At 65.9% G+C, this 19,181-nt stretch carries 16 protein-coding genes; 4 read left to right on the top strand and 12 right to left on the bottom strand.

Annotated features, from left to right (window positions below):
- Positions 1-184: 184 nt before the first annotated feature.
- From KHO27_RS04250 to KHO27_RS04260, 3 genes are all read left to right on the top strand, one after another.
- The gene (locus tag KHO27_RS04250; protein ID WP_046856506.1) at positions 185-1,081 is read left to right on the top strand and encodes a LysR family transcriptional regulator; all 897 of its coding nucleotides are present in this window, start codon (positions 185-187) and stop codon (positions 1,079-1,081) included.
- A gap of 430 nt (positions 1,082-1,511) precedes the next feature.
- Positions 1,512-1,751, top strand: coding sequence for a hypothetical protein (locus KHO27_RS04255; protein ID WP_110704541.1), 240 nt, complete (start codon positions 1,512-1,514; stop codon positions 1,749-1,751).
- The gene (locus KHO27_RS04260; protein ID WP_028692826.1) at positions 1,748-1,987 is read left to right on the top strand and encodes a DUF3077 domain-containing protein; all 240 of its coding nucleotides are present in this window, start codon (positions 1,748-1,750) and stop codon (positions 1,985-1,987) included. The genes KHO27_RS04255 and KHO27_RS04260 overlap by 4 nt, the downstream gene beginning before the upstream one ends.
- 106 nt (positions 1,988-2,093) lie before the next feature.
- Here KHO27_RS04260 and KHO27_RS04265 read toward each other — a convergent pair whose 3' ends face one another.
- From KHO27_RS04265 to KHO27_RS04280, 4 genes are all read right to left on the bottom strand, one after another.
- Complete coding sequence (locus KHO27_RS04265) at positions 2,094-3,461, bottom strand: TolC family outer membrane protein (RefSeq protein ID WP_198754911.1); 1,368 nt, start codon at positions 3,459-3,461, stop codon at positions 2,094-2,096.
- 78 nt (positions 3,462-3,539) lie between these two features.
- Complete coding sequence (locus tag KHO27_RS04270) at positions 3,540-6,617, bottom strand: MexW/MexI family multidrug efflux RND transporter permease subunit (protein WP_214501265.1); 3,078 nt, start codon at positions 6,615-6,617, stop codon at positions 3,540-3,542.
- 36 nt (positions 6,618-6,653) lie between these two features.
- The gene (locus tag KHO27_RS04275; RefSeq protein ID WP_052752633.1) at positions 6,654-7,757 is read right to left on the bottom strand and encodes an efflux RND transporter periplasmic adaptor subunit; all 1,104 of its coding nucleotides are present in this window, start codon (positions 7,755-7,757) and stop codon (positions 6,654-6,656) included.
- Positions 7,754-8,407, bottom strand: coding sequence for a DsbA family oxidoreductase (locus tag KHO27_RS04280; protein ID WP_102683549.1), 654 nt, complete (start codon positions 8,405-8,407; stop codon positions 7,754-7,756). The genes KHO27_RS04275 and KHO27_RS04280 overlap by 4 nt, the downstream gene beginning before the upstream one ends.
- Before the next feature lie 161 nt (positions 8,408-8,568).
- Between KHO27_RS04280 and KHO27_RS04285 the strand changes: the two genes are divergently transcribed.
- Complete coding sequence (locus tag KHO27_RS04285; RefSeq protein ID WP_214501266.1) at positions 8,569-9,498, top strand: class I SAM-dependent methyltransferase; 930 nt, start codon at positions 8,569-8,571, stop codon at positions 9,496-9,498.
- Positions 9,499-9,644: 146 nt separating this feature from the next.
- Here the strand turns inward: KHO27_RS04285 and KHO27_RS04290 are convergent, their stop codons facing one another.
- The 8 genes from KHO27_RS04290 to gcl form a co-directional block, all read right to left on the bottom strand.
- Complete coding sequence (locus KHO27_RS04290) at positions 9,645-10,643, bottom strand: sulfate ABC transporter substrate-binding protein (protein ID WP_214501267.1); 999 nt, start codon at positions 10,641-10,643, stop codon at positions 9,645-9,647.
- Positions 10,644-10,767: 124 nt separating this feature from the next.
- Complete coding sequence (locus tag KHO27_RS04295) at positions 10,768-11,589, bottom strand: ion transporter (RefSeq protein WP_102683547.1); 822 nt, start codon at positions 11,587-11,589, stop codon at positions 10,768-10,770.
- Positions 11,590-11,634: 45 nt separating this feature from the next.
- Positions 11,635-12,510: an urea transporter gene (locus tag KHO27_RS04300; protein WP_214501268.1), complete on the bottom strand. Its 876-nt coding sequence runs from the start codon at positions 12,508-12,510 to the stop codon at positions 11,635-11,637.
- A 127-nt stretch (positions 12,511-12,637) separates the two neighbouring features.
- Complete coding sequence (gene pyk, locus KHO27_RS04305; protein ID WP_046856497.1) at positions 12,638-14,053, bottom strand: pyruvate kinase; 1,416 nt, start codon at positions 14,051-14,053, stop codon at positions 12,638-12,640.
- On the bottom strand, positions 14,050-15,324 hold the full coding sequence (locus tag KHO27_RS04310; protein WP_214501269.1) for a glycerate kinase type-2 family protein: 1,275 nt from the start codon (positions 15,322-15,324) through the stop codon (positions 14,050-14,052). Before KHO27_RS04310 ends, pyk begins: the two co-directional genes overlap by 4 nt.
- Before the next feature lie 197 nt (positions 15,325-15,521).
- The gene (locus KHO27_RS04315; RefSeq protein ID WP_352165414.1) at positions 15,522-16,436 is read right to left on the bottom strand and encodes a 2-hydroxy-3-oxopropionate reductase; all 915 of its coding nucleotides are present in this window, start codon (positions 16,434-16,436) and stop codon (positions 15,522-15,524) included.
- A 96-nt stretch (positions 16,437-16,532) separates the two neighbouring features.
- Complete coding sequence (hyi, locus tag KHO27_RS04320) at positions 16,533-17,315, bottom strand: hydroxypyruvate isomerase (protein ID WP_110704621.1); 783 nt, start codon at positions 17,313-17,315, stop codon at positions 16,533-16,535.
- Between the two features lie 54 nt (positions 17,316-17,369).
- On the bottom strand, positions 17,370-19,145 hold the full coding sequence (gene gcl, locus KHO27_RS04325; RefSeq protein WP_102684645.1) for a glyoxylate carboligase: 1,776 nt from the start codon (positions 19,143-19,145) through the stop codon (positions 17,370-17,372).
- Positions 19,146-19,181 lie beyond the last annotated feature (36 nt).

Below are 19,181 nucleotides of genomic sequence, written 5' to 3' on the forward strand. Positions count from 1 at the left end.
ATTATTCATCCATTAGTGCCGGGCACTGTGCGGGACGTTGTTGTCGCACGAAGCGTGCCTGGGCGAATAGTGACAAAAAGTGCGCGCATCGCGGCACGGTCTTCATGTGTTGGCGGCAGCTGTGGTACAACGCCGCAGGACAAAGGATTCGTCGCCCGGTTTCCGGGCACACAAGGAGGTAGTGGTGTTTTCCAAGATCAGTCTCGATCAGTGGCGCGCGTTCGTCTGCACGGTCGAGTGCGGCGGTTTCCAGCAGGCCGGCGAGCACATGTACAAGTCGCAGTCGGCGATCAGCCATTCGGTCAACCGCATGGAAATGCTCCTGGGCCAGGAGCTGTTCATCATCGAAGGGCGCAAGGCCGTGCTCACCTCGCTGGGCAAGGCGCTATTGCCCCAGGCCAAGCACCTGCTGGGCGCGGCGCAGAAGCTCGAGCACCTGGCCAACCAGTACCAGCCCGGGTTGTTCACCGAGCAGGCGCTGGCGGTGGATGTGCTGTTCCCCATCGAATTGCTGCAACAGGCATTGCAGGAGTTCGCCCTGGAGTACAAGGATCACCGTATCCGCCTGTACGAGACGGCGTTGTCCGGGGCTCGCGAGTTGCTGGAGGACGGCAAGGTCGAGCTGGGCATCGCCAGCAGCCTGCCCTCGGGGTATCTGCAGGAGTTCTTGCTGAATGTCTCGTTGATCTGCGTGGTGGGGGCCAGCCACCCGCTCAGCGAGGCGCAGGGCGAGTTGAGCCTGGACGACATGAAGAACCACCGGCAGGTGGTGATCCGCGATTCCGGCACGCGCAATTCGCAGAACAGCGGCTGGCTGGGGACCTCGCAGCGCTGGACGGTGAGCAGCCTGGCGGCGGCCGAGAGCTTCGTCGAGCGGGGGATGGGCTTTGCCTGGCTGCCGGAGCACCGGGTGCAGCAGGGGTTGGCGCAAGGGCGGTTGGTGCGGGTCAACCTGCAGCATCAGCGGGAGCGGGAGGTGCCGATGTACATGGGGTACCCCGAGGAGTACCGGCACAGTCCCGAGGTGCGCTTGCTGGCGCAGATACTGCGGGAGCGGTGCCGGGAGTATCGGCCGGGGTGATTTTCGGGGCGGTAGCTGGGGCTGCCGCGCAGCCCTTTCGCGGCACAAGCCCGCTCCCACGCTGGAACTTTGCTCCCTGCGCAATAGCCCCCAGCCATTTCGAAGACTGTCGGATCTTTCCGAACCTGAAACCAAATGCTTCAGCCAGCAAAGCTTGGGAACTATCCTACGCGCTTGCCGGAAGCTGCTGCGTTGTCGGGGAAATACTCCACGGATAACTTCACGGGGTCGCCACACCAGGTGACCGGGCGTGAGAACCCGAGGCGTAAATTATCGGCAATCCAGTTATGGCAGCCGTGCCCGGGCAGACTTCGGTCTGGCCGAGTTTCTCTTGCGCCTCGGTTTCTCACCCCGTGCACGGCTGCCACCCTTTGTCCCGTGAGAAAGGCGCCGGAGGGCAGCATTCTTGAACCGCGCAGGAGTGTTGACTATGAAAAAGATCGTCCCAGACCCACCGCGTCTAGCCCCCTTCATCGCAATCCGCCCGACCCTCACCCGCGAAGAAGCCATGACCGCCGCCGTCGAAGTGGCCACGGCTATTTCCGATGTCCTCGATATCTACTTCAAGACCGACCCTGGCGAAGCCCAGGACCGTCTGTTCGCCGCCAGCGACTACCTCGGCCAGCTGGCCTGTGCCTTGCTCGAACACAAGCCAGAGGTGCAGCCATGACCAACGCACGTACCGCAGGCCGGACCCGCTGCATGGACCTGTTCAAGGTCGAGCCGGGCATTCCCTTCGCGGATGCCTTCAGCGAGTTGTCGGTGCTGCTTGGCTGCATTCGCCACCTCACCTGCGAGGCCGAGATGGAAGGCGACCTGATGGCGGGCAGCGCAGCGCGCATGTTGAGCGCCATGGCCAAGGCGTTGATCGATGACATGGAGCTTGGTATGAACCGCCGCTGTTGATCCGATGGCCCTATCGCGGGGCAAGCCCGCTCCCACGCCCTTGCAAACAACGCATTCAGGCGTGGGAGCGGGCTTGCCCCGCGATAGGGCCGGTGTTGCCAATACCTTACCCGCGCAGATCACTCGGCAGGAAATCCCGCTCCGGCTCGTAATCCAGCTTCAGGTACCCCGCCAATTCGCGCAGGTCTTCCGGGCTCAGGCTGCCGGCCTGCTGCTTGAGCCGCAGGCTGTCGACGATGTACGCATAGCGCGAGACGTTGTAGTCACGCACCGCGTTGTACAGGTCGCGCTGGGCATCGAGGATATCGACGATGTTGCGGCTGCCCACCTCATACCCCGCCTCGGTGGCCCGCAACGAGCCCTGGCTGGAGATGATGCTCTGGCGCCGCGCGCGCACCTGCTCGACATCGCTGACCACCGCGCGGAAGGCGTTGCGCGACCCTTCCAGCACCTCGCGTTCGAGGCTGGTGCGGCCGTACTCGGTGCGTGCCAGCTCATGGGTGGCCTGGCGCACCCGCGCGCTGGTGCCGCCGCCGCTGAACAGCGGCAGCTTCATCTGCACCATCACCGAGCTGTCGCGCTGGTTGCCGGGGCGCTGGCCGAAGTGCGCGCTGGAGTCCATCAGGTCGCTGTCGCCCTCGGCGTAGCCCATGGCCAGGTTGAAGGTCGGCAGGTGATCGGCCTTGCTGCTGCGCAGGGTCTGGCCGGCCTGGCTGACGGCGGCCTGGCTGGCGCGCAGGCGCAGGTTCTGCGCCATGGCCTGTTCGACCCAGGCCTCGGCGCGCTCGGGCACCGGCGCCTGCACCGGCAGGCTGTGACGGATCCCGGCCAATGCCGGCTGGGCCTGGCCGGTCAGGCGCATCAGTGCCTGGTAGGCGTCCTCGCTGCGGCGCTGGCTGTCGATCAGGTTGGCGCTGGCGCGGTCGAAGCTGGCCTGGGCCGAGAGCATGTCGTTCTGGTCGGACAGGCCGGCGTCGTAGCTCAGCCGGGTCTGTTGCAGCTGGCGGTCGAAGGCGCGCAGCTCGGCCTTGGCGGTGGCCAGGTTGTCCTCGGCCAGCAGGGTGTCGAAGTAGCTGCTGGCGGTGTCGAGGATCAGCTGCTGCTGGAATGCCGAGAAGTCCAGTTCGGCCTGTTCGTTCTCGGACTGCGCGGCCTTGTAGTCGAACCAGCGGCTGAGGTCGAACAGCGGTTGGTCGAGGCTCAGGCGGTACAGGCTGCCGCTGCGTTGCTCGACCTGGCGGCGGTCGCTGCGCACGTCGCCGGCCTCGGCATCCAGGGCCACCTGCGGCAGCAGGCGGGCGCGGGCCAGGGGCACGGCCTCGCGGCGGGCCAGGTAGTTCTCGCGGGCGGCGGCCATGTCGCTGTTGTGCTCGACCACCTGGGCGTACACCGACATCAGCGTCGCACGGTCGGCGGCAACGGCCTGGGCCAGGGGCGCCAGCAGCAGCAGGGGCAGAAGGGTCTTACGTAGCATGTCGTTTCTCTTTATTCGGGCCGGCCGCTCCCAGGGGCAGCCGGTCATGGCTGCCACAGGGGAGGGCGGGCTAAGGGGTCAGGCCGGCTGGGTGTAGGCGGCCAGTTCCTGCAGGCGTGGGTCTTCGCTGGCACGGTGGTCCTTGGCCAGCAGCGAGTACACGGTGGGCAGGATGAACAGGGTGAACAGCGTACCGACCAGCATGCCGATGACGATCACCAGGCCCAGGCTGAAGCGGCTGTGGGCGCCGGCACCGCTGGCCAGCAGCAATGGCACCAGGCCCACGACCATGGCCGCGGTGGTCATCAGGATCGGCCGCAGACGGATCTGCGCGGCGCGTTCGATGGCCGTGCGGCGGTCGAGCTGGTCGGCCTGCTGCAGCTCGTTGGCGAACTCGACCATGAGGATGCCGTGCTTGCTGATCAGGCCGACCAGGGTCACCAGGCCGATTTGCGTGTAGATGTTCACCGTGGCATAGCCCAGGTACAGCGGGATCAGCGCGCCGCACACCGACATCGGCACGCTGACCAGGATCACCAACGGGTCGCGCAGGCTTTCGAACTGCGCCGCCAGCACCAGGTAGATGACCAGGATGGCGAAGATGAACGTCACCACCAGGGCGCTGCCTTCCTGGACGAACTGGCGGGCATCCGACAGCCAGTCATGGCTGAAGCCGGTGGGCAGGGCATTGGCCTGGGTGGCGAGGAACTGCACCGCGTCGCCGATGCTCACGCCCGGCGCCGGCACCGCCTGCAAGGTGGCCGAGTTGAGCTGGTTGAACTGGGTCAGCTTGTTGGGTTCGATCGACATGTCGAAGCTGACCAGGGTCGACAGCGGCACCTGGGCGCCGTTGGCGGCCTTGACGTACTGGCCGACCAGCATCTCTGCCGACAGGCGCTGGGCCCGTGCCACCTGTGGGATCACGTCGTAGGAACGGCCGTCGAGGGCAAAGCGGTTGACGTAGTTCTCGCCCACCAGTACCGCCAGGGCGTCGCCGATGGCCTGCATGCTGATGCCCAGGTCGTTGGCCTTGCTGCGGTCGATGTTGATGTTGACCAGCGGGCTGTTGAAGTCCAGGTCGCTGTCGACCACGGCGAACAGGCCGCTGGCCATGGCCGCCTGCTTGATCTTGTCCATGGCGTCGAACACCACGCGGTGGTCTTGGGAGCTCTGGATCACCATCTGCACCGGCAGGCCGCCGGTGGAGCCGGGTAGCGGCGGCAGTTGGAAGGCGAAGATGGCCACGCCCTCGATTTCGCCCACGGCTTTCTGGATCTCGGCCTGCAGCTGGTCGGCGCTGCGCTGGCGCTTTTCCCAGGTGCTCAGGTTGGCGCCGCCGAACGCGGTGCGCGGGCCGTCGTTGCCGTTGACCACCCAGGTGATGTCGGTTTCCGGGAAGGTGGCGAACAGGCGGTCCATGCGGTGCGCGTACATCTGGGTGTAATCGATGTTGGCGTACTGCGGGGCCTTGGCCACCGCCAGCACCTGGGCCTGGTCCTCGACCGGCGCCAGTTCGCGCTGGGCGCCGAGGTAGAGGATCGGCAGGCTGACGAACACCGCCACGGCGATGGCCAGGGTGACCCAGCGGTGGTGCAGGGACACGTCAAGCAAACGGCCATAGCCGTTGCCCAGCCAGTGGAAGAAACGCTCGGCGCCACGGGCCATCGGCCCTTCGCTGGCCTGGCGGTTGAGCAGGAAGGCGCTCATCACCGGCGACAGGGTCAGCGCCACCACGCCGGACACCACCACGGCGCCGGCGAGGGTGAAGGCGAACTCCTTGAACAGCGCGCCGGTCAGCCCGCCCATCAGGCCGATCGGGGCGTACACCGCGGCCAGGGTCAGGGTCATGGCGATCACCGGGCCGGCGATCTCGCGGGCGCCGACCAAAGCCGCATGCAACGGCGTCTTGCCTTCCTCGATATGCCGGTGCACGTTCTCCACCACGACGATGGCGTCGTCCACCACCAGGCCGATGGCCAGGACCATCGACAGCAGGGTCAGCAGGTTGATGCTGAACCCAAAGAGGCTCATGATCGCCGCCGCGCCGATCAGCGACAGTGGGATGGTCACCAGCGGGATCAGCACGCTGCGCAGCGAGCCGAGGAACAGGAAGATCACCACGGCGACGATCACCACGGCCTCGACCAGGGTCTTGACCACCTCGTCGATGGACGCCTGGATGAAACGCGCCACCTCGAACACGATGTTGGCGGTCATGCCCGGCGGCATGGTCTCGCGGATCTGCGGCATCATTTCCTGCACTGAGCCGACGATGGTCAGCGGGTTGCCGGCGGGGGTGGCGTGCAGGCCGATGAACACCGCAGGCTCGCCGTCCATGATGCCGCTGGTGTCGTAGGAGGTGGCGCCGAGCTCGGCGGTGCCGATGTCGCTCAGGCGGATCAGCGTGTCGCCGTCGCGGCGCACCACCATCTGGCGGAACTGGTCGACGCTGGTCAGGTCGGTGTTGATGTTGATGTTGGCCGAGACGTACTGGCCCTTGGTCTGCCCGGGGGCGGCCTGGAAGTTGTTCTGGCGGATGGCCTCGGCCACGTCGCTGGCCGACAGGTTGCGCGCGGCCATGCGCGCCGGGTCCAGCCACAGGCGCATGGCCAGTTTCTGGCCGCCGAGGATCTGCGCCTCGGCCACGCCATCGATGGCCGCCAGGCGCGGCTGCACCACGCGGGAGATGTAGTCGGTGATCGCCGGCAGGCCGATGTCCTTGCTCGAGAAGCCGACGTAGATCACCGCCGTGCCTTCGCCGGAAGACTTGGCCACCACCGAGTCGTAGGCGCCTTCGGGCAGGCGGTACTTGACCTGGTTGACGGCGGCCATGATCTCGGTGAGGGCCTTGTTGGAGTCGGCGTTGAGCTTCAGGCGCACGCTGATGACGCTCTTGCCCTGGGTCGAGGTCGAGCTCAGGTAGTCGACGCCGTCGACCGAGGCCACGGCCTGCGAGATGGGCTGGGTGACGAAGCCCTGCATCAGCTGCGAGCGGGCGCCGGGGTATTCGGTGGTGATGGTGATGGTCGCGCTTTCCAGCTGCGGGTACTGGCGGATCGGCAGGTTCAGCAGCGCCAACAGGCCAAGCATGACGATCATCGCGCAGACCACCAGGGTCAGTACCGGGCGGCGGATGAACAGGTCGGTGAATTTCATGGTGCTACAGGTCCTTTTCAGTGGCACGCAAACCCATTACTGCTGGGCCAGGTCCGGCTTGCGCGTGGTGCTGGCGGCCAGGGTGTCGTCGGTGACCCGCACCGGCATGCCGTTGCTCAGGCGGATCTGCCCCGAGACCACCACGCGGTCGCCCGGGGTCAGCGCGTCGAGCACCACCACGCGGTCGTCGCGGCGCGCGCCGAGCTTGACGAACACCTGCTCCACGCGCAGGGCGCCGTCCTTCTCGCGCAGCACGTACAGCGAGTTGCCGTAGGCGCTGTAGCTGATCGCCGTCTCCGGCACGCTCAGCACATCGGCGTGGCTCGGCAGCTCGATGCTGACGTTGGCGAACATGCCCGGCTTGAGTTGCTGGCCGGGGTTGTCCAGGGTTGCCTGCACCAGCATGGAGCGGGCGCCCGGGTCGATCTGCGGCTCCAGGGTGGTCACTGCGGCGACAAAGCGCTGCTGCGGCCAGGCGTCGACCTTGAGGGTGATGGCCTGGCCTGCCTGCAGGGCGGCGGCGGACTGCTCGGGCAGCGGGAAGTTGACGTGCAGGCGCGACAGCTCGGTGAGGGTCACCAGGCTGTCGCCGGGGCTGACGTACTGGCCGAGGTTGACCTTGCGGATACCCAGCACGCCGGCGAACGGAGCGCGGATGGTCTTCTGCGCGATCTGCGCCTGGACCTGGGCGATCTCGCCGAGCAGCTGGTCGTAGTTGGCCTGGGCCTGATCCAGCTGGGCCTGGGTGGAGGCCAGCGGCAGCACCTTGCGCGTGCGCTCCAGGGCCAGCTTGGCGTTCTTGGCCTGGGCCTGCAGCTTGGCCAGCTCGCCGCGCTCGGGCGCGTCGTTGAGCTTGACCAGCACCTGGCCTGCGGCCACGGCCTTGCCGGCGGTGAACTCCAACGCGGTGATGCGCCCGCCGACCTCGGGCGAGACATTGACCTGGTGTACCGCCTCCAGGGTGCCGACGGCGCTGAGCACCTGCGGCATCGGGCCCGACTGCACGCGGGCGATTGCCACCGGGGTGGCGTTGGCCTGGGCGGCGGGGGCGTCGTTGGCCACTACCGCCGGGGCGGGCAGCAGGGCCATGGCCAGCAGCGACAGAGAGGTGCCGGCGGCGATCCAGTAACGGTTTTTCATTGGGCGGCTCCTTGTGCCTGGTTCTGGTTGGCACGGACCTGGATGAAGGTCTGGCGCAGTTGCTCGAGGCTCAGCGCGCCGGGGACCAGGTAGCGGCCGTCGATCACCAGGCTGGGCACCGAGCTGATGCCCAGGCGCCGGCCCTGGGCCAGTTCTTCCTCGAGCATCTGCGGGGCCTGCTGGTCGAATGCCGTGGCGAAGGCCTGCGGGTCGAAACCGGCTTCGGCGGCCACCGCCAGCACGGTGGCGCGGTCGCCGATGTTGCGGGCCTGCACCAGGTGGGCTTCCTGCAGGCGGTCGAACAGGCGCTCGTGGCCTTCGTTGCCGCCCAGGGCCTTGGCGGTCTGGCAGGCCAGGCCCGCGAGCAGGCCGGTTGGGTACTCGAAGTCCTGCTGGCGCATGGCTTCGATGTTGATGCGCTTGACGTCCTCGGCGCGCGAGCACGACAGCCAGTGGCTGAGGATGGTCTCCTTGGCCTTGGGCATCGAGCCGAAGCGCTCGACCATTGCCTCGCGGCTGGTCTGCAGGATGAAGCTGCGGTGCTGCACGTCCAGGTTCAGTTCGTCCTGCAGCTGCTTGAGGCGCGGGGCGAGGACGAAGCACCAGCCGCAGACGACATCGTGGAAGAATTCGACTTTCAGGGGTGACATGGCAGTGATCCGGTTTCAGGGAGGGATGGCCGCACTATCCACAGCGCCCCGGCAAGAAAAAAGCGACAAAAGTGCCGCAAACCCTCTCATCCCCTTCATCGATGGCCGCCCGGCCCGGTCGCGAGCGGGTAGAATGGCGCTTTTGCCTGACCGTAGCCGACATGAGCCCAGCCATTGCCACCCTCGAGCAGCACCTGCTCGCCGCCCTCGACCCTGCCCCCCAGGAGACTCGCCGCCTGTTCCATGGCCGTGGCCGCTGCTGGCCGGGGCTTGAACAGATCACCATCGACTGGCTCGACGGCGTGTTGCTGGTGGCGCTGTTCCGCGAGCCGCCCGAGGGCCAGCTGGCCGAGCTTGAAGCGATGCTGATGGCGTTGGCCGAGCGCCCGCGGTGGAGCGGCCAGGCCATCCTGCTGCAGCACCGCTACCTGCCCGACAGCCCTGGGCAGTGGCTGTGGGGCGCGCCGTGCCAGCAGCGCGAGGTGGTCGAGGATGGCCTGAAGTACCTGCTCGACCTGGGCGTGCGACAGAACAACGGCCTGTTCCTCGACATGCGCTACGGCCGGCGCTGGGTGCGCGAGCAGGCGGGCGGCAAGCGCGTGCTCAACCTGTTCGCCTATACCTGTGGTTTCTCGGTGGCGGCGATTGCCGGCGGCGCCGAGCAGGTGGTCAACCTGGACATGGCCAAGTCGGCGCTGTCCCGGGGCCGCGACAATCACCGGCTCAATGGCCATGACGCCTCGCGGGTCGCGTACCTGGGGCATGAGCTGTTCAAGTCGTGGGGCAAGGTGCGCAAGTACGGGCCGTACGACCTGATCATCATCGATCCGCCGACCTTCCAGCGCGGCAGCTTCGTGCTGACCCAGGACTACGCCAAGATCCTTCGGCGTTTGCCGGAGTTGTTGACTGAAGGCGGCACGGTATTGGCCTGCGTCAACGATCCGGGGATCGGGCCGCAGTTTCTCATCGAGGGGATGGCCGAGCAGGCGCCGGGGCTGGCGTTCGTCGAGCGGCTGGAGAATCCGCCGGAGTTTCCGGATGCCGATCCGGAGGGTGGCCTGAAGGCGCTGGTGTTTCGCCAGCAGGCTTGACCCTTATTGATACTGGAAGGTGCGTGGGAGCGGGCTTGCCCCGCGATGGCGACAGAGGCAACGACAGTGTTGCCTGGGCTGGCTCTATCGTGGGGCAAGCCCGCTCCCACGAGCCGCTCCCTCAGATCTGACCCTGAGAACGGTGGTTACTTGTTGGTATAGATCTGGTCGAACACGCCACCGTCATTGAAGTGGGTCTTCTGCACGGTGCGCCAGTCGCCGAAGGTCTTCTCCACCGACAGGAAGTCGACTTTCGGGAAACGGTCGGTGTACTTGGCCAGCACAGTGGCGTCACGCGGACGCAGGTAGTTGTTCGCGGCGATCTCCTGGGCCTCCGGCGACCACAGGTACTTCAGGTATTCCTCGGCCACGGCCTGGGTACCTTTCTTGGCCACCACCTTGTCGACCACGCTCACCGGCGGCTCGGCTTCGGCCGACACGCTCGGGTAGACCACTTCGAACTGGTCGCGGCCGAACTCGCGGGCGATCATCTCGGCCTCGTTCTCGAAGGTCACCAGCACATCGCCGATCTGGTTGGTCATGAAAGTGGTGGTGGCGGCGCGGCCACCGGTATCCAGCACCGGCGCCTGCTTGAACAGCTTGCCGACGAAATCGCGGGCCTTGCTTTCGTCACCGCCCTGCTTGAGCACGTAGCCCCAGGCCGAGAGGTAGGTGTAGCGGCCGTTACCCGAGGTTTTCGGGTTGGGCACGATTACCTGCACGCCGTCCTTGAGCAGGTCCGGCCAGTCCTTCAGCGCCTTGGGGTTGCCCTTGCGCACGATGAACACGGTGGCCGAGGTGAACGGCGCGCTGTTGTTCGGCAGGCGCGTTACCCAGTTGTCCGGCACCAGCTTGCCGTTGTCGGCCAGGGCATTGATGTCGGTGGCCATGTTCATGGTGATCACGTCGGCCGGCAGGCCATCGATCACCGCGCGCGCCTGCTTGCTCGAGCCGCCGAAGGACATCTGCAGGTTGACCTTCTCGTTGTGCTCCTTCTCCCAGTGCTTCTGGAACGCCGGGTTGTAGTCCTTGTAGAAGTCGCGCATCACATCGTACGACACGTTGAGCAGGGTAGGGGCGGCCTGGGCGAGGTTGCCCAGGGCCAGGCACGCGGCGAGCAGCGAGGCGCTGAAGAGTTTTTTCACTGGGGGCATTCCTTGTTCTGATTCAAAGGGTTGGCGATATGCCAGCGACTATAGCGTTTGGCGCTAGGGTGGCTAAAGACCAAATGGCTCTTTGCTTATGCTTGCCCTGCATTGGGGACGCTGCCTATTGCTTGGGAAACAACGCATTGCCACAGCGCGAACAGAACGCCGCGCCATGCTCGTGGTGGTGCTTGGCGCAGGTCGGGCAGTCATGCTGCAACTGTTCGCCGCGCATGGCATTGGCCAGTTCGGCGGTGAAGATCCCGGTGGGCACGGCGATGATCGAGTAACCGGTGATCATCACCAGCGACGACAGCACCTGCCCCAGCGGCGTGGTCGGCACGATATCGCCGAAGCCCACGGTGGTGAGGGTGACGATGGCCCAGTAGATGCCCTTGGGGATGCTGGTGAAGCCATGCTCCGGCCCTTCGATCACGTACATCAACGTGCCGAACACGGTCACCAGGGTCGACACGCTGACCAGGAACACGATGATCTTCTGCTTGCTGCCCTGCAGCGCCGCCAGCAGGTAGTGGGCCTGCTTGAGGTAGGGGCTGAGCTTGAGCACACGGAAGATCCGCAGCATGCGCACCACGCGGATGATCAGCAGGTACTGGGCGTCGCTGTAGTACAGGGCGATGATCCCCGGCACGATCGCCAGCAGGTCGACCAGCCCGTAGAAGCTGAAGGCATAGCGCAGTGGCTTGGGCGAGCAGTACAGGCGGGTGATGTATTCGGCGAGGAAGATCGCGGTGAAGCCCCACTCGATCCCGGCCAGCAGGCCGGCGTAGTTCTGGTGAACGTCGTCGATGCTGTCGAGGATCACCGTCACCAGGCTGGCCAGGATGATCAACAGGAGAATCTTGTCGAAGCGTCTGCCAGCCGTGGTGTCGGTCTGGAAGACGATGACGTAGAGCCGCTCGCGCAGGCTCGCAGGGTTGTCCATGGGCTCGTTCCATTGTGTGGATGGGCAGAGCCTAGGGGCTGGGTATCAGCTGTGCAAGCGAGGCGCGTTGCGGCGCTGGTTGAGCTGCATCAGGTGGTTGCCCAGGTGCATCAGCCAGCACGCGGTCACGAACGGCGCGGTCAGCCCGGCGATTGGCAGCAGGTTGAACAGTGGCTGCAGCAGCAGGGCGCAGGCGATAGCGAGCAAGGTCACCCAGGGTTTCTCGCCCTGGCGACTGAAGGCCAGGGCCGCCAGGGCGGCGTTGAAGCCATACAGCCCCAGCCACGCGGCCTGCGTTTCTCCAGCCAGCAGCGCGACACCACCGCCGATGGCCGAGCCGATCAGCGCCCAGGTGGCGGCATAGGGGTTGGCGAAGTACATGCCGATGACGATCAGCAGGCCGGCCATGGGCTTGTCGAGCAAAAAGATCTGCCCCACGCCGCGCAGCAGGGCATACACAGGATCGGCTTCGACATAGCCGTTGGCCGACGGCTCGGTCAGCAGCAACGCGGCCCAGCCCAGCAGCACGAATGGCGCGGTGTAGGCAATCAGCAGCTTGCCTCCGCGCTTGCGCCATTGGTGGGTGAGCATGCTCGACAGGCCGCCGGCGGCGATGATCAGCGGTGGCAGGATCGCCGACCAGGGCAGTACGGCGCTGATCAGGATGCCGATCAGCACGCCGTTGTAGCAGTACAGCCCGGCCTGGCGGTCGGTGCGGTCGTAGCCGCGGCGTTGGGCGGTAAGCAGGCCGGCCAGGGCGCCGAGCAGGGCGCCGCCGACCAGGTTCGGCGCGGTCAGCAGGATGGCCAGCAGGCAGCACAGGCCGCACAGGGGATTGCGCAGCAGCAGCACCTGGCTGAAACCGTTGAGCAGGGCCGTGGCCCAGTCGGGGCACGGGTTGACGAAATTTTTGGTGTACATGGGCAGTCAGTGAGGTGAGTGGTCAGCGGTGGGCCTCTTCGGGCCTCGGTTTTCCGCGATGTCATGGGTTGCTAGCACGTCTCGTGGGAGCGGCGCACCGCCGCTCCCACAGGAGTCGTGCAGGTTGTTACACCAGCGTCTCGATCCGCAGCGTATTAGTCGAACCCGGCTTGCCGAAGGGCACACCGGCGGTGATCAGCAGCGTGTCGCCACGGCTGGCCATGCCTTGGGCCTGGGCGATTTCCAGCGCCGTGGAGACCACCTCGTCGACCTGGCGCAGGCGGTCGTTGACCACCGAGTGCACGCCCCAGGCCACGCTCAGGCGGCGGGCGGTGTTCAGGTTCGGCGTCAGGTTGAGGATCGGCGCCCGTGGCCGCTCGCGGGCGGCGCGCAGGGTGGAGTTCCCCGATTCGCTGTAGTTAACCAGCACCGCCACCGGGAGGATGCCGCTGATGCGGCGGATCGCGCAGCTGATGGCGTCCGACACCGTGGCTTCGGCCTTGGGCCGGCCAACGTCGAGCTGGGCCTGGTAGTCCGGGCCGTTCTCCACCTGGCGGATGATCTTGCTCATCATCTGCACGGCTTCCAGCGGGTAGTCGCCCGAGGCGGTCTCGGCCGACAGCATCACCGCATCGGCGCCTTCGGCCACGGCGTTGGCCACATCGGTGACCTCGGCGCGGGTCGGGGCCGGGGAGAAGCGCATGGATTCGAGCATCTGCGTGGCCACCACCACTGGCTTGCCCAGCTGGCGGCAGGTATTGATGATGCCCTTCTGGATCTGCGGCACGCTCTCGGCCGGCACTTCCACGCCCAGGTCGCCACGGGCGACCATGATCGCGTCGGACAGCTCGGCGATGGCCTGCAGCTGCTCGACCGCCGAGGGCTTCTCGATCTTGGCCATCAGGTAGGCACGGTCGCCGATCAGCTCGCGTGCTTCGAGGATGTCCTGCGGGCGCTGCACGAACGACAGGGCCACCCAGTCCACGCCCAGCTCGAGGCCGAAGGTGAGGTCGCGGCGGTCCTTTTCGGTGAGCGGGGAGAGCTCGAGCACGGCTTGCGGTACGTTGACGCCCTTGCGGTCGGACAGCTCGCCGCCGGCTAGCACTTCGGTGTCGATGGCGTCGCTGTGCTTGGCGGTTACGCGCAGGCGCAGCTTGCCGTCATCGAGCAGCAGGTCCATGCCGGGCTCCAGCGCGGCGATGATCTCCGGGTGCGGCAGGTTCACCCGGCGGCTGTCGCCCGGGGTCTTGTCCAGGTCCAGGCGCAGGGCCTGGCCGCGTTGCAGTTGCACCTTGCCGTCGGCAAAACGGCCGACGCGCAGCTTCGGCCCCTGCAGGTCCATGAGGATGCCCAGCGGGTAGTTGAGCTGCTGCTCGACTTCGCGGATCCACTGGTAGCGCAGGGCGTGGTCGGCGTGTTCGCCGTGGCTGAAGTTGAGGCGGAAGATGTTCACCCCGGCCTCGACCAGCTGGCGGATGTCGTCGATGCCCTTGATCGCAGGCCCGAGGGTGGCGAGGATTTTTACTTTTTTATCAGGCGTCATGAGGGGTCGGTCTCGAGGATCAGGATGGCGCGGAAGTCATTGACGTTGGTGCGGGTCGGCTCGGTGACGATCAGCGTGTCGAGCGCGGCGAAGTAGCCGTAGCCGTTGTTGTTGTCCAGCTCATCGCTTGCCGACAGGCCCAGGGCCTCGGCGCGGGCGTGGCTGTCCGGGGTCATGAAGGCGCCGGCGTTGTCCTCGGAGCCGTCGATGCCGTCGGTATCACCGGCCAATGCGTACACCCCCGGCAGGCCCTTGAGGCTTTCGGTAAGGCTGAGCAGGAACTCGGCGTTGCGCCCGCCACGGCCATTGCCGCGCACGGTGACGGTGGTCTCGCCGCCGGAGAGGATCACGCAGGGTGCCTTCAGCGGCTGGCCGTGCAGGACGACCTGGCGGGCGATGCCGGCATGCACCTTGGCCACCTCGCGCGACTCGCCTTCCAGGTCACCGAGGATCAGCGGGCTGAAGCCGGCCTGGCGGGCTTTCACCGCGGCGGCCTCGAGCGACTGCTGGGGCCTGGCGATCAGTTGGAAGTGGCTGCGCGAAAGAGCCGGGTCGTCGGCCTTGACGGTTTCCGACGCCGGGTTGTTGAGCCAGTCGATGACGGCCTTGGGCGCTTCGATGTTGTAGCGCTTGAGGATCGCCAGGGCATCTGCCGAGGTGCTGGGGTCGGCCACGGTGGGGCCGGAGGCGATGACCGTGGCCAGGTCGCCCGGTACATCGGAAATCGCGTAGGTGTAGACGGTGGCCGGCCAGCAGGCCTTGGCCAGGCGCCCGCCCTTGATCGCCGAGAGGTGCTTGCGCACGCAGTTCATCTCGCCGATGGTGGCGCCGGATTTCAGCAGGGCCTTGTTGATCTGCTGCTTGTCGGCCAGGGTCAGGCCTTCGGCGGGTAGGGCCAGCAGGGCCGAGCCACCGCCGGAGAGCAGGAAGATGACGCGGTCGTCTTCGCTCAGGTTGCTGACCAGCGCGAGCACGCGCTTGGCCACGGCCAGGCCGGCAGCGTCGGGGACCGGGTGGGCGGCTTCGACCACCTCGATCTTCTGGCAGCTGGCGCCATGGCCGTAGCGGGTGACCACCAGGCCAGAGACTTCGCCCTGCCAGCTCTTCTCGACCACTTCGGCCATGGCGGCAGCGGCCTTGCCGGCGCCGATGACGATGACCCGGCCGCTACGGTCGGCGGGCAGGTGGGGTTCGAGGACCTGACGGGGGTGGGCGGCGGCGATGGCTGTGTCGAACAGCTCGCGCAGGAATTTTTGTGGATCGACCGACATGGCAGGCTCCCAGATTCTTGTTGTTCTGCAAAATCGAAAACGCCCCTGGAACTGCCTCCGTGCAGGCCGAACCAGGGGCGGGTGTTGCTCGGGGTCACCTCATGGACCTGTGGTTACAGGTTCATTGGTGTTGGCCGCATCGCGGATAAATCCGCTCCTACAAGGAGCGGATTTATCCGCGAAGGGCAGGTACAGGTTTACTTGTCGTCGCGGATCGAGAAGTTGGCCATGTGCTCCAGGCCCTTGATCAGCGCCGAGTGGTCCCAGTTGCCGCCGCCCAGGGCCTGGCAGGTGTTGAACACTTGCTGGGCATTGGAGGTGTTGGGCAGGTTGATGCCCAGCTCCTTGGCGCCTTGCAGGGCCAGGTTGAGGTCCTTCTGGTGCAGGTTGATGCGGAAGCCTGGGTCGAAGGTGCCTTTGATCATGCGCTCGGCGTGCACTTCGAGGATCTTCGACGATGCGAAGCCGCCCATCAGCGCCTCGCGCACCTTGGCCGGGTCGGCGCCGTTCTTGGCGGCGAACAGCAGGGCTTCGGCAACGGCCTGGATGTTCAGGGCGACGATGATCTGGTTGGCCACCTTGGCGGTCTGGCCATCGCCGTTGCCGCCGACGCGGGTGATGTTCTTGCCCATGGCTTCGAACAGCGGCAGGGCGCGCTCGAAGGCTTTCGGGCAGCCGCCGACCATGATGCTCAGGGTCGCGGCCTTGGCGCCGACTTCGCCGCCGGACACCGGGGCGTCCAGGTAGGCGGCGCCGGTGGCCTTGATCTTCTCGGCGAAGGCTTTGGTGGCGGTAGGCGAGATCGAGCTCATGTCGATCACCACCTTGTTCGGGCCCACGCCTTCGGCGACGCCGTTTTCACCGAACAGCACGCTTTCGACCTGTGGGGTGTCGGGCACCATGACGATGATGAATTCAGCTTCCTGGGCCACTTCCTTCGGGTTGGCCAGGGCCACGCCGCCAGCGGCGATCAGGTTGGCCGGAGCTGCGTCGTGGTGGGTCGAAACGAAGATGCTGTGACCTGCTTTTTGCAGGTTCTGGGCCATGGGGTTGCCCATGATGCCGGTGCCGATGAAACCGATTTTAGCCATGAGAATCTGCCTCTTTTGTATTTGTTCGTGGCTCCGTGGGGGCGGTCTTGACCCGCGATGGCGGTGCCAAGGTTGCCATCGTCATCGCGGGTCAAGCCCGCTCCCACGGTTGCCTCATCAGATAACGTTGTGGGTCTTCAGCCAGCCCAGGCCGGCTTCGGTGGTGGTCTTGGGCTTGTACTCCGCGCCCACCCAGCCCTGGTAGCCGATGCGGTCCAGGTGCTCGAACAGGAAGCGGTAGTTGATCTCGCCGGTGCCCGGCTCGTGGCGGCCCGGGTTGTCGGCCAACTGCACGTGGTTGATCAGCTTGAGGTTGGTTTCCAGGGTGCGCGCCAGGTCACCTTCCATGATCTGCATGTGGTAGATGTCGTACTGCAGGAACAGGTTGTCGCTGCCCACCTCGGCCTGGATTTCCAGGGCCTGTTTCGTGGTATTCAGGTAGAAGCCCGGGATGTCGCGGGTGTTGATCATTTCCATGACCAGGCGGATGCCGGCGGCCTTGAGCTTGTCGGCAGCGTAGCGCAGGTTTTCCACGAAGGTCTTGCGCACGGTGGCGCAGTCCGGGCCTTGCGGGCGGATGCCGGCCAGGGCGTTGACCTGGGTGTTGCCCAGCACCTTGGCGTACTCGATGGCCTTGTCGACACCGGCGCGGAACTCTTCGACGCGGTCGGGGTGGCAGGTGATGCCACGCTCACCTTTCGACCAGTCGCCCGCGGGCAGGTTGAACAGCACCTGGGTCAGGCCATGGGCGTCGAGCTGCTGCTTGATCTCGGCGGCGCTGAAATCGTACGGGAAGAGGTATTCGACGCCGCTGAAACCAGCGTCGGCGGCGGCCTTGAAGCGAGCCAGGAAGTCCTGTTCGGTGAACAGCATGGACAGGTTGGCGGCGAAGCGAGGCATAAGTCGTCTCCTTGCGGTGATTGCCCCCGCGCGCGGCGCGGGGGCGTCAGGCGATCAGTCCAGCAGCGAGATGGCGGTCGGCGCGTCGTTGCCGACCAGGGCGAGGTCTTCGAACTCGTTGACCGCGTTGATCTCGGTGCCCATGGAAATGTTGGTCACACGCTCGAGAATCACTTCGACCACCACCGGCACGCGGAACTCTTCGGCCATCTTCTGCGCCTTGAGCAGGGCAGGGGCGATCTCGGCCGGTTGGAACACGCGGATGGCCTTGCAGCCCAGGCCCTCGACCACGGCGACGTGGTCGACACCGTAGGTGGCGGCGTCGGTGGAATTGATGTTCTCGAACGCCAGTTGTACACAGTAATCCATGTCGAAACCACGCTGCGCCTGGCGGATCAGGCCGAGGTAGGCGTTGTTCACCAGCACGTGGACGTACGGCAGGTTGAACTGCGCGCCCACCGCCAGCTCTTCGATCATGAACTGGAAGTCGTAGTCACCGGACAGCGCGACCACCTTGCGTTTCGGGTCGGCCTTGACGACACCCAGCGCGGCAGGGATGGTCCAGCCCAGCGGGCCGGCCTGGCCGCAGTTGATCCAGTGGCGTGGCTTGTACACGTGCAGGAACTGCGCGCCGGCGATCTGCGACAGGCCGATGGTGCTGACGTAGGTGGTGTCCTTGCCGAACACTTCGTTCATTTCCTGGTACACGCGCTGCGGCTTGACCGGGACGTTGTCGAAGTTGGTCTTGCGCTGCAGGGTAGCCTTGCGTTCCTGGCAGTCTTCCAGCCAGGCCTTGCGGCACTTGAGCAGGCCTGCGGCTTTCCATTCGCGGGCCACTTCGAGGAACACGTCCAGGGCCTTGCCGGCGTCCGAGACGATACCCAAATCTGGAGTGAACACTCGGCCGATCTGGGTCGGTTCGATGTCCACGTGCACGAACTTGCGGCCTTCGGTGTAGACGTCGACGGAGCCGGTATGGCGGTTGGCCCAACGGTTGCCGATGCCGAACACCAGGTCGGACTTGAGCATGGTCGCGTTGCCGTAGCGGTGCGAGGTCTGCAGGCCGACCATGCCGACCATCAATTCGTGATCGTCCGGGATGGTGCCCCAGCCCATCAGGGTTGGCACTACCGGGACGCCGGTCAGTTCGGCGAACTCGACCAGCTTGTCGCTGGCGTCGGCGTTGATGATGCCGCCGCCGGCTACCAGCAGCGGGCGCTCGGCGTCATTGAGCAGGGCCAGGGCTTTTTCGGCCTGGACGCGGGTGGCGGCTGGCTTGCTGATCGCCAGTGGCTCGTAGGCGTCGATGTCGAACTCGATCTCGGCCATCTGCACGTCGAACGGCAGGTCGATCAACACGGGGCCTGGGCGGCCGGTGCGCATTTCGTAGAAGGCCTTCTGGAACGCGTAGGGCACCTGGCCCGGCTCCAGCACGGTGGTCGCCCACTTGGTCACCGGCTTGACGATGCTGGTGATGTCGACGGCCTGGAAGTCTTCCTTGTGCAGGCGGGCACGCGGGGCTTGGCCGGTGATGCAGAGGATCGGGATGGAGTCGGCCGAGGCGCTGTACAGGCCGGTGACCATGTCGGTGCCGGCGGGGCCGGAGGTGCCGATGCACACGCCGATGTTGCCCGGGTTGGCGCGGGTGTAGCCCTCGGCCATGTGCGAGGCGCCTTCGACGTGGCGAGCGAGGACGTGATCGATGCCACCGACTTTCTTCAGGGCCGAGTACAGCGGGTTGATCGCGGCGCCGGGAATGCCGAACGCGGTATCTACACCTTCACGGCGCATGACCAGAACGGCTGCATCGATTGCTCTCATTTTGCTCATGGTTTGTGCCTCATCGATTTTGTAATTGTATACAAC

The sequence above is a fragment of the Pseudomonas sp. RC3H12 genome (assembly GCF_018596375.1).
In the GTDB taxonomy this organism is placed as follows: Bacteria; Pseudomonadota; Gammaproteobacteria; order Pseudomonadales; family Pseudomonadaceae; genus Aquipseudomonas.

What these genes read in the sequence shown, in the direction of transcription:
- KHO27_RS04255 (WP_110704541.1), top strand. Translation starts at nt 1,512, where the DNA reads ATGAAAAAGATCGTCCCAGACCCACCGCGTCTAGCCCCCTTCATCGCA.
- KHO27_RS04260 (WP_028692826.1), top strand. Translation starts at nt 1,748, where the DNA reads ATGACCAACGCACGTACCGCAGGCCGGACCCGCTGCATGGACCTGTTC.
- KHO27_RS04265 (WP_198754911.1), bottom strand. Translation starts at nt 3,461, where the DNA reads ATGCTACGTAAGACCCTTCTGCCCCTGCTGCTGCTGGCGCCCCTGGCC.
- KHO27_RS04270 (WP_214501265.1), bottom strand. Translation starts at nt 6,617, where the DNA reads ATGAAATTCACCGACCTGTTCATCCGCCGCCCGGTACTGACCCTGGTG.
- KHO27_RS04275 (WP_052752633.1), bottom strand. Translation starts at nt 7,757, where the DNA reads ATGAAAAACCGTTACTGGATCGCCGCCGGCACCTCTCTGTCGCTGCTG.
- KHO27_RS04280 (WP_102683549.1), bottom strand. Translation starts at nt 8,407, where the DNA reads ATGTCACCCCTGAAAGTCGAATTCTTCCACGATGTCGTCTGCGGCTGG.
- KHO27_RS04285 (WP_214501266.1), top strand. Translation starts at nt 8,569, where the DNA reads ATGAGCCCAGCCATTGCCACCCTCGAGCAGCACCTGCTCGCCGCCCTC.
- KHO27_RS04295 (WP_102683547.1), bottom strand. Translation starts at nt 11,589, where the DNA reads ATGGACAACCCTGCGAGCCTGCGCGAGCGGCTCTACGTCATCGTCTTC.
- KHO27_RS04300 (WP_214501268.1), bottom strand. Translation starts at nt 12,510, where the DNA reads ATGTACACCAAAAATTTCGTCAACCCGTGCCCCGACTGGGCCACGGCC.
- pyk (WP_046856497.1), bottom strand. Translation starts at nt 14,053, where the DNA reads ATGACGCCTGATAAAAAAGTAAAAATCCTCGCCACCCTCGGGCCTGCG.
- KHO27_RS04310 (WP_214501269.1), bottom strand. Translation starts at nt 15,324, where the DNA reads ATGTCGGTCGATCCACAAAAATTCCTGCGCGAGCTGTTCGACACAGCC.
- hyi (WP_110704621.1), bottom strand. Translation starts at nt 17,315, where the DNA reads ATGCCTCGCTTCGCCGCCAACCTGTCCATGCTGTTCACCGAACAGGAC.
- gcl (WP_102684645.1), bottom strand. Translation starts at nt 19,145, where the DNA reads ATGAGCAAAATGAGAGCAATCGATGCAGCCGTTCTGGTCATGCGCCGT.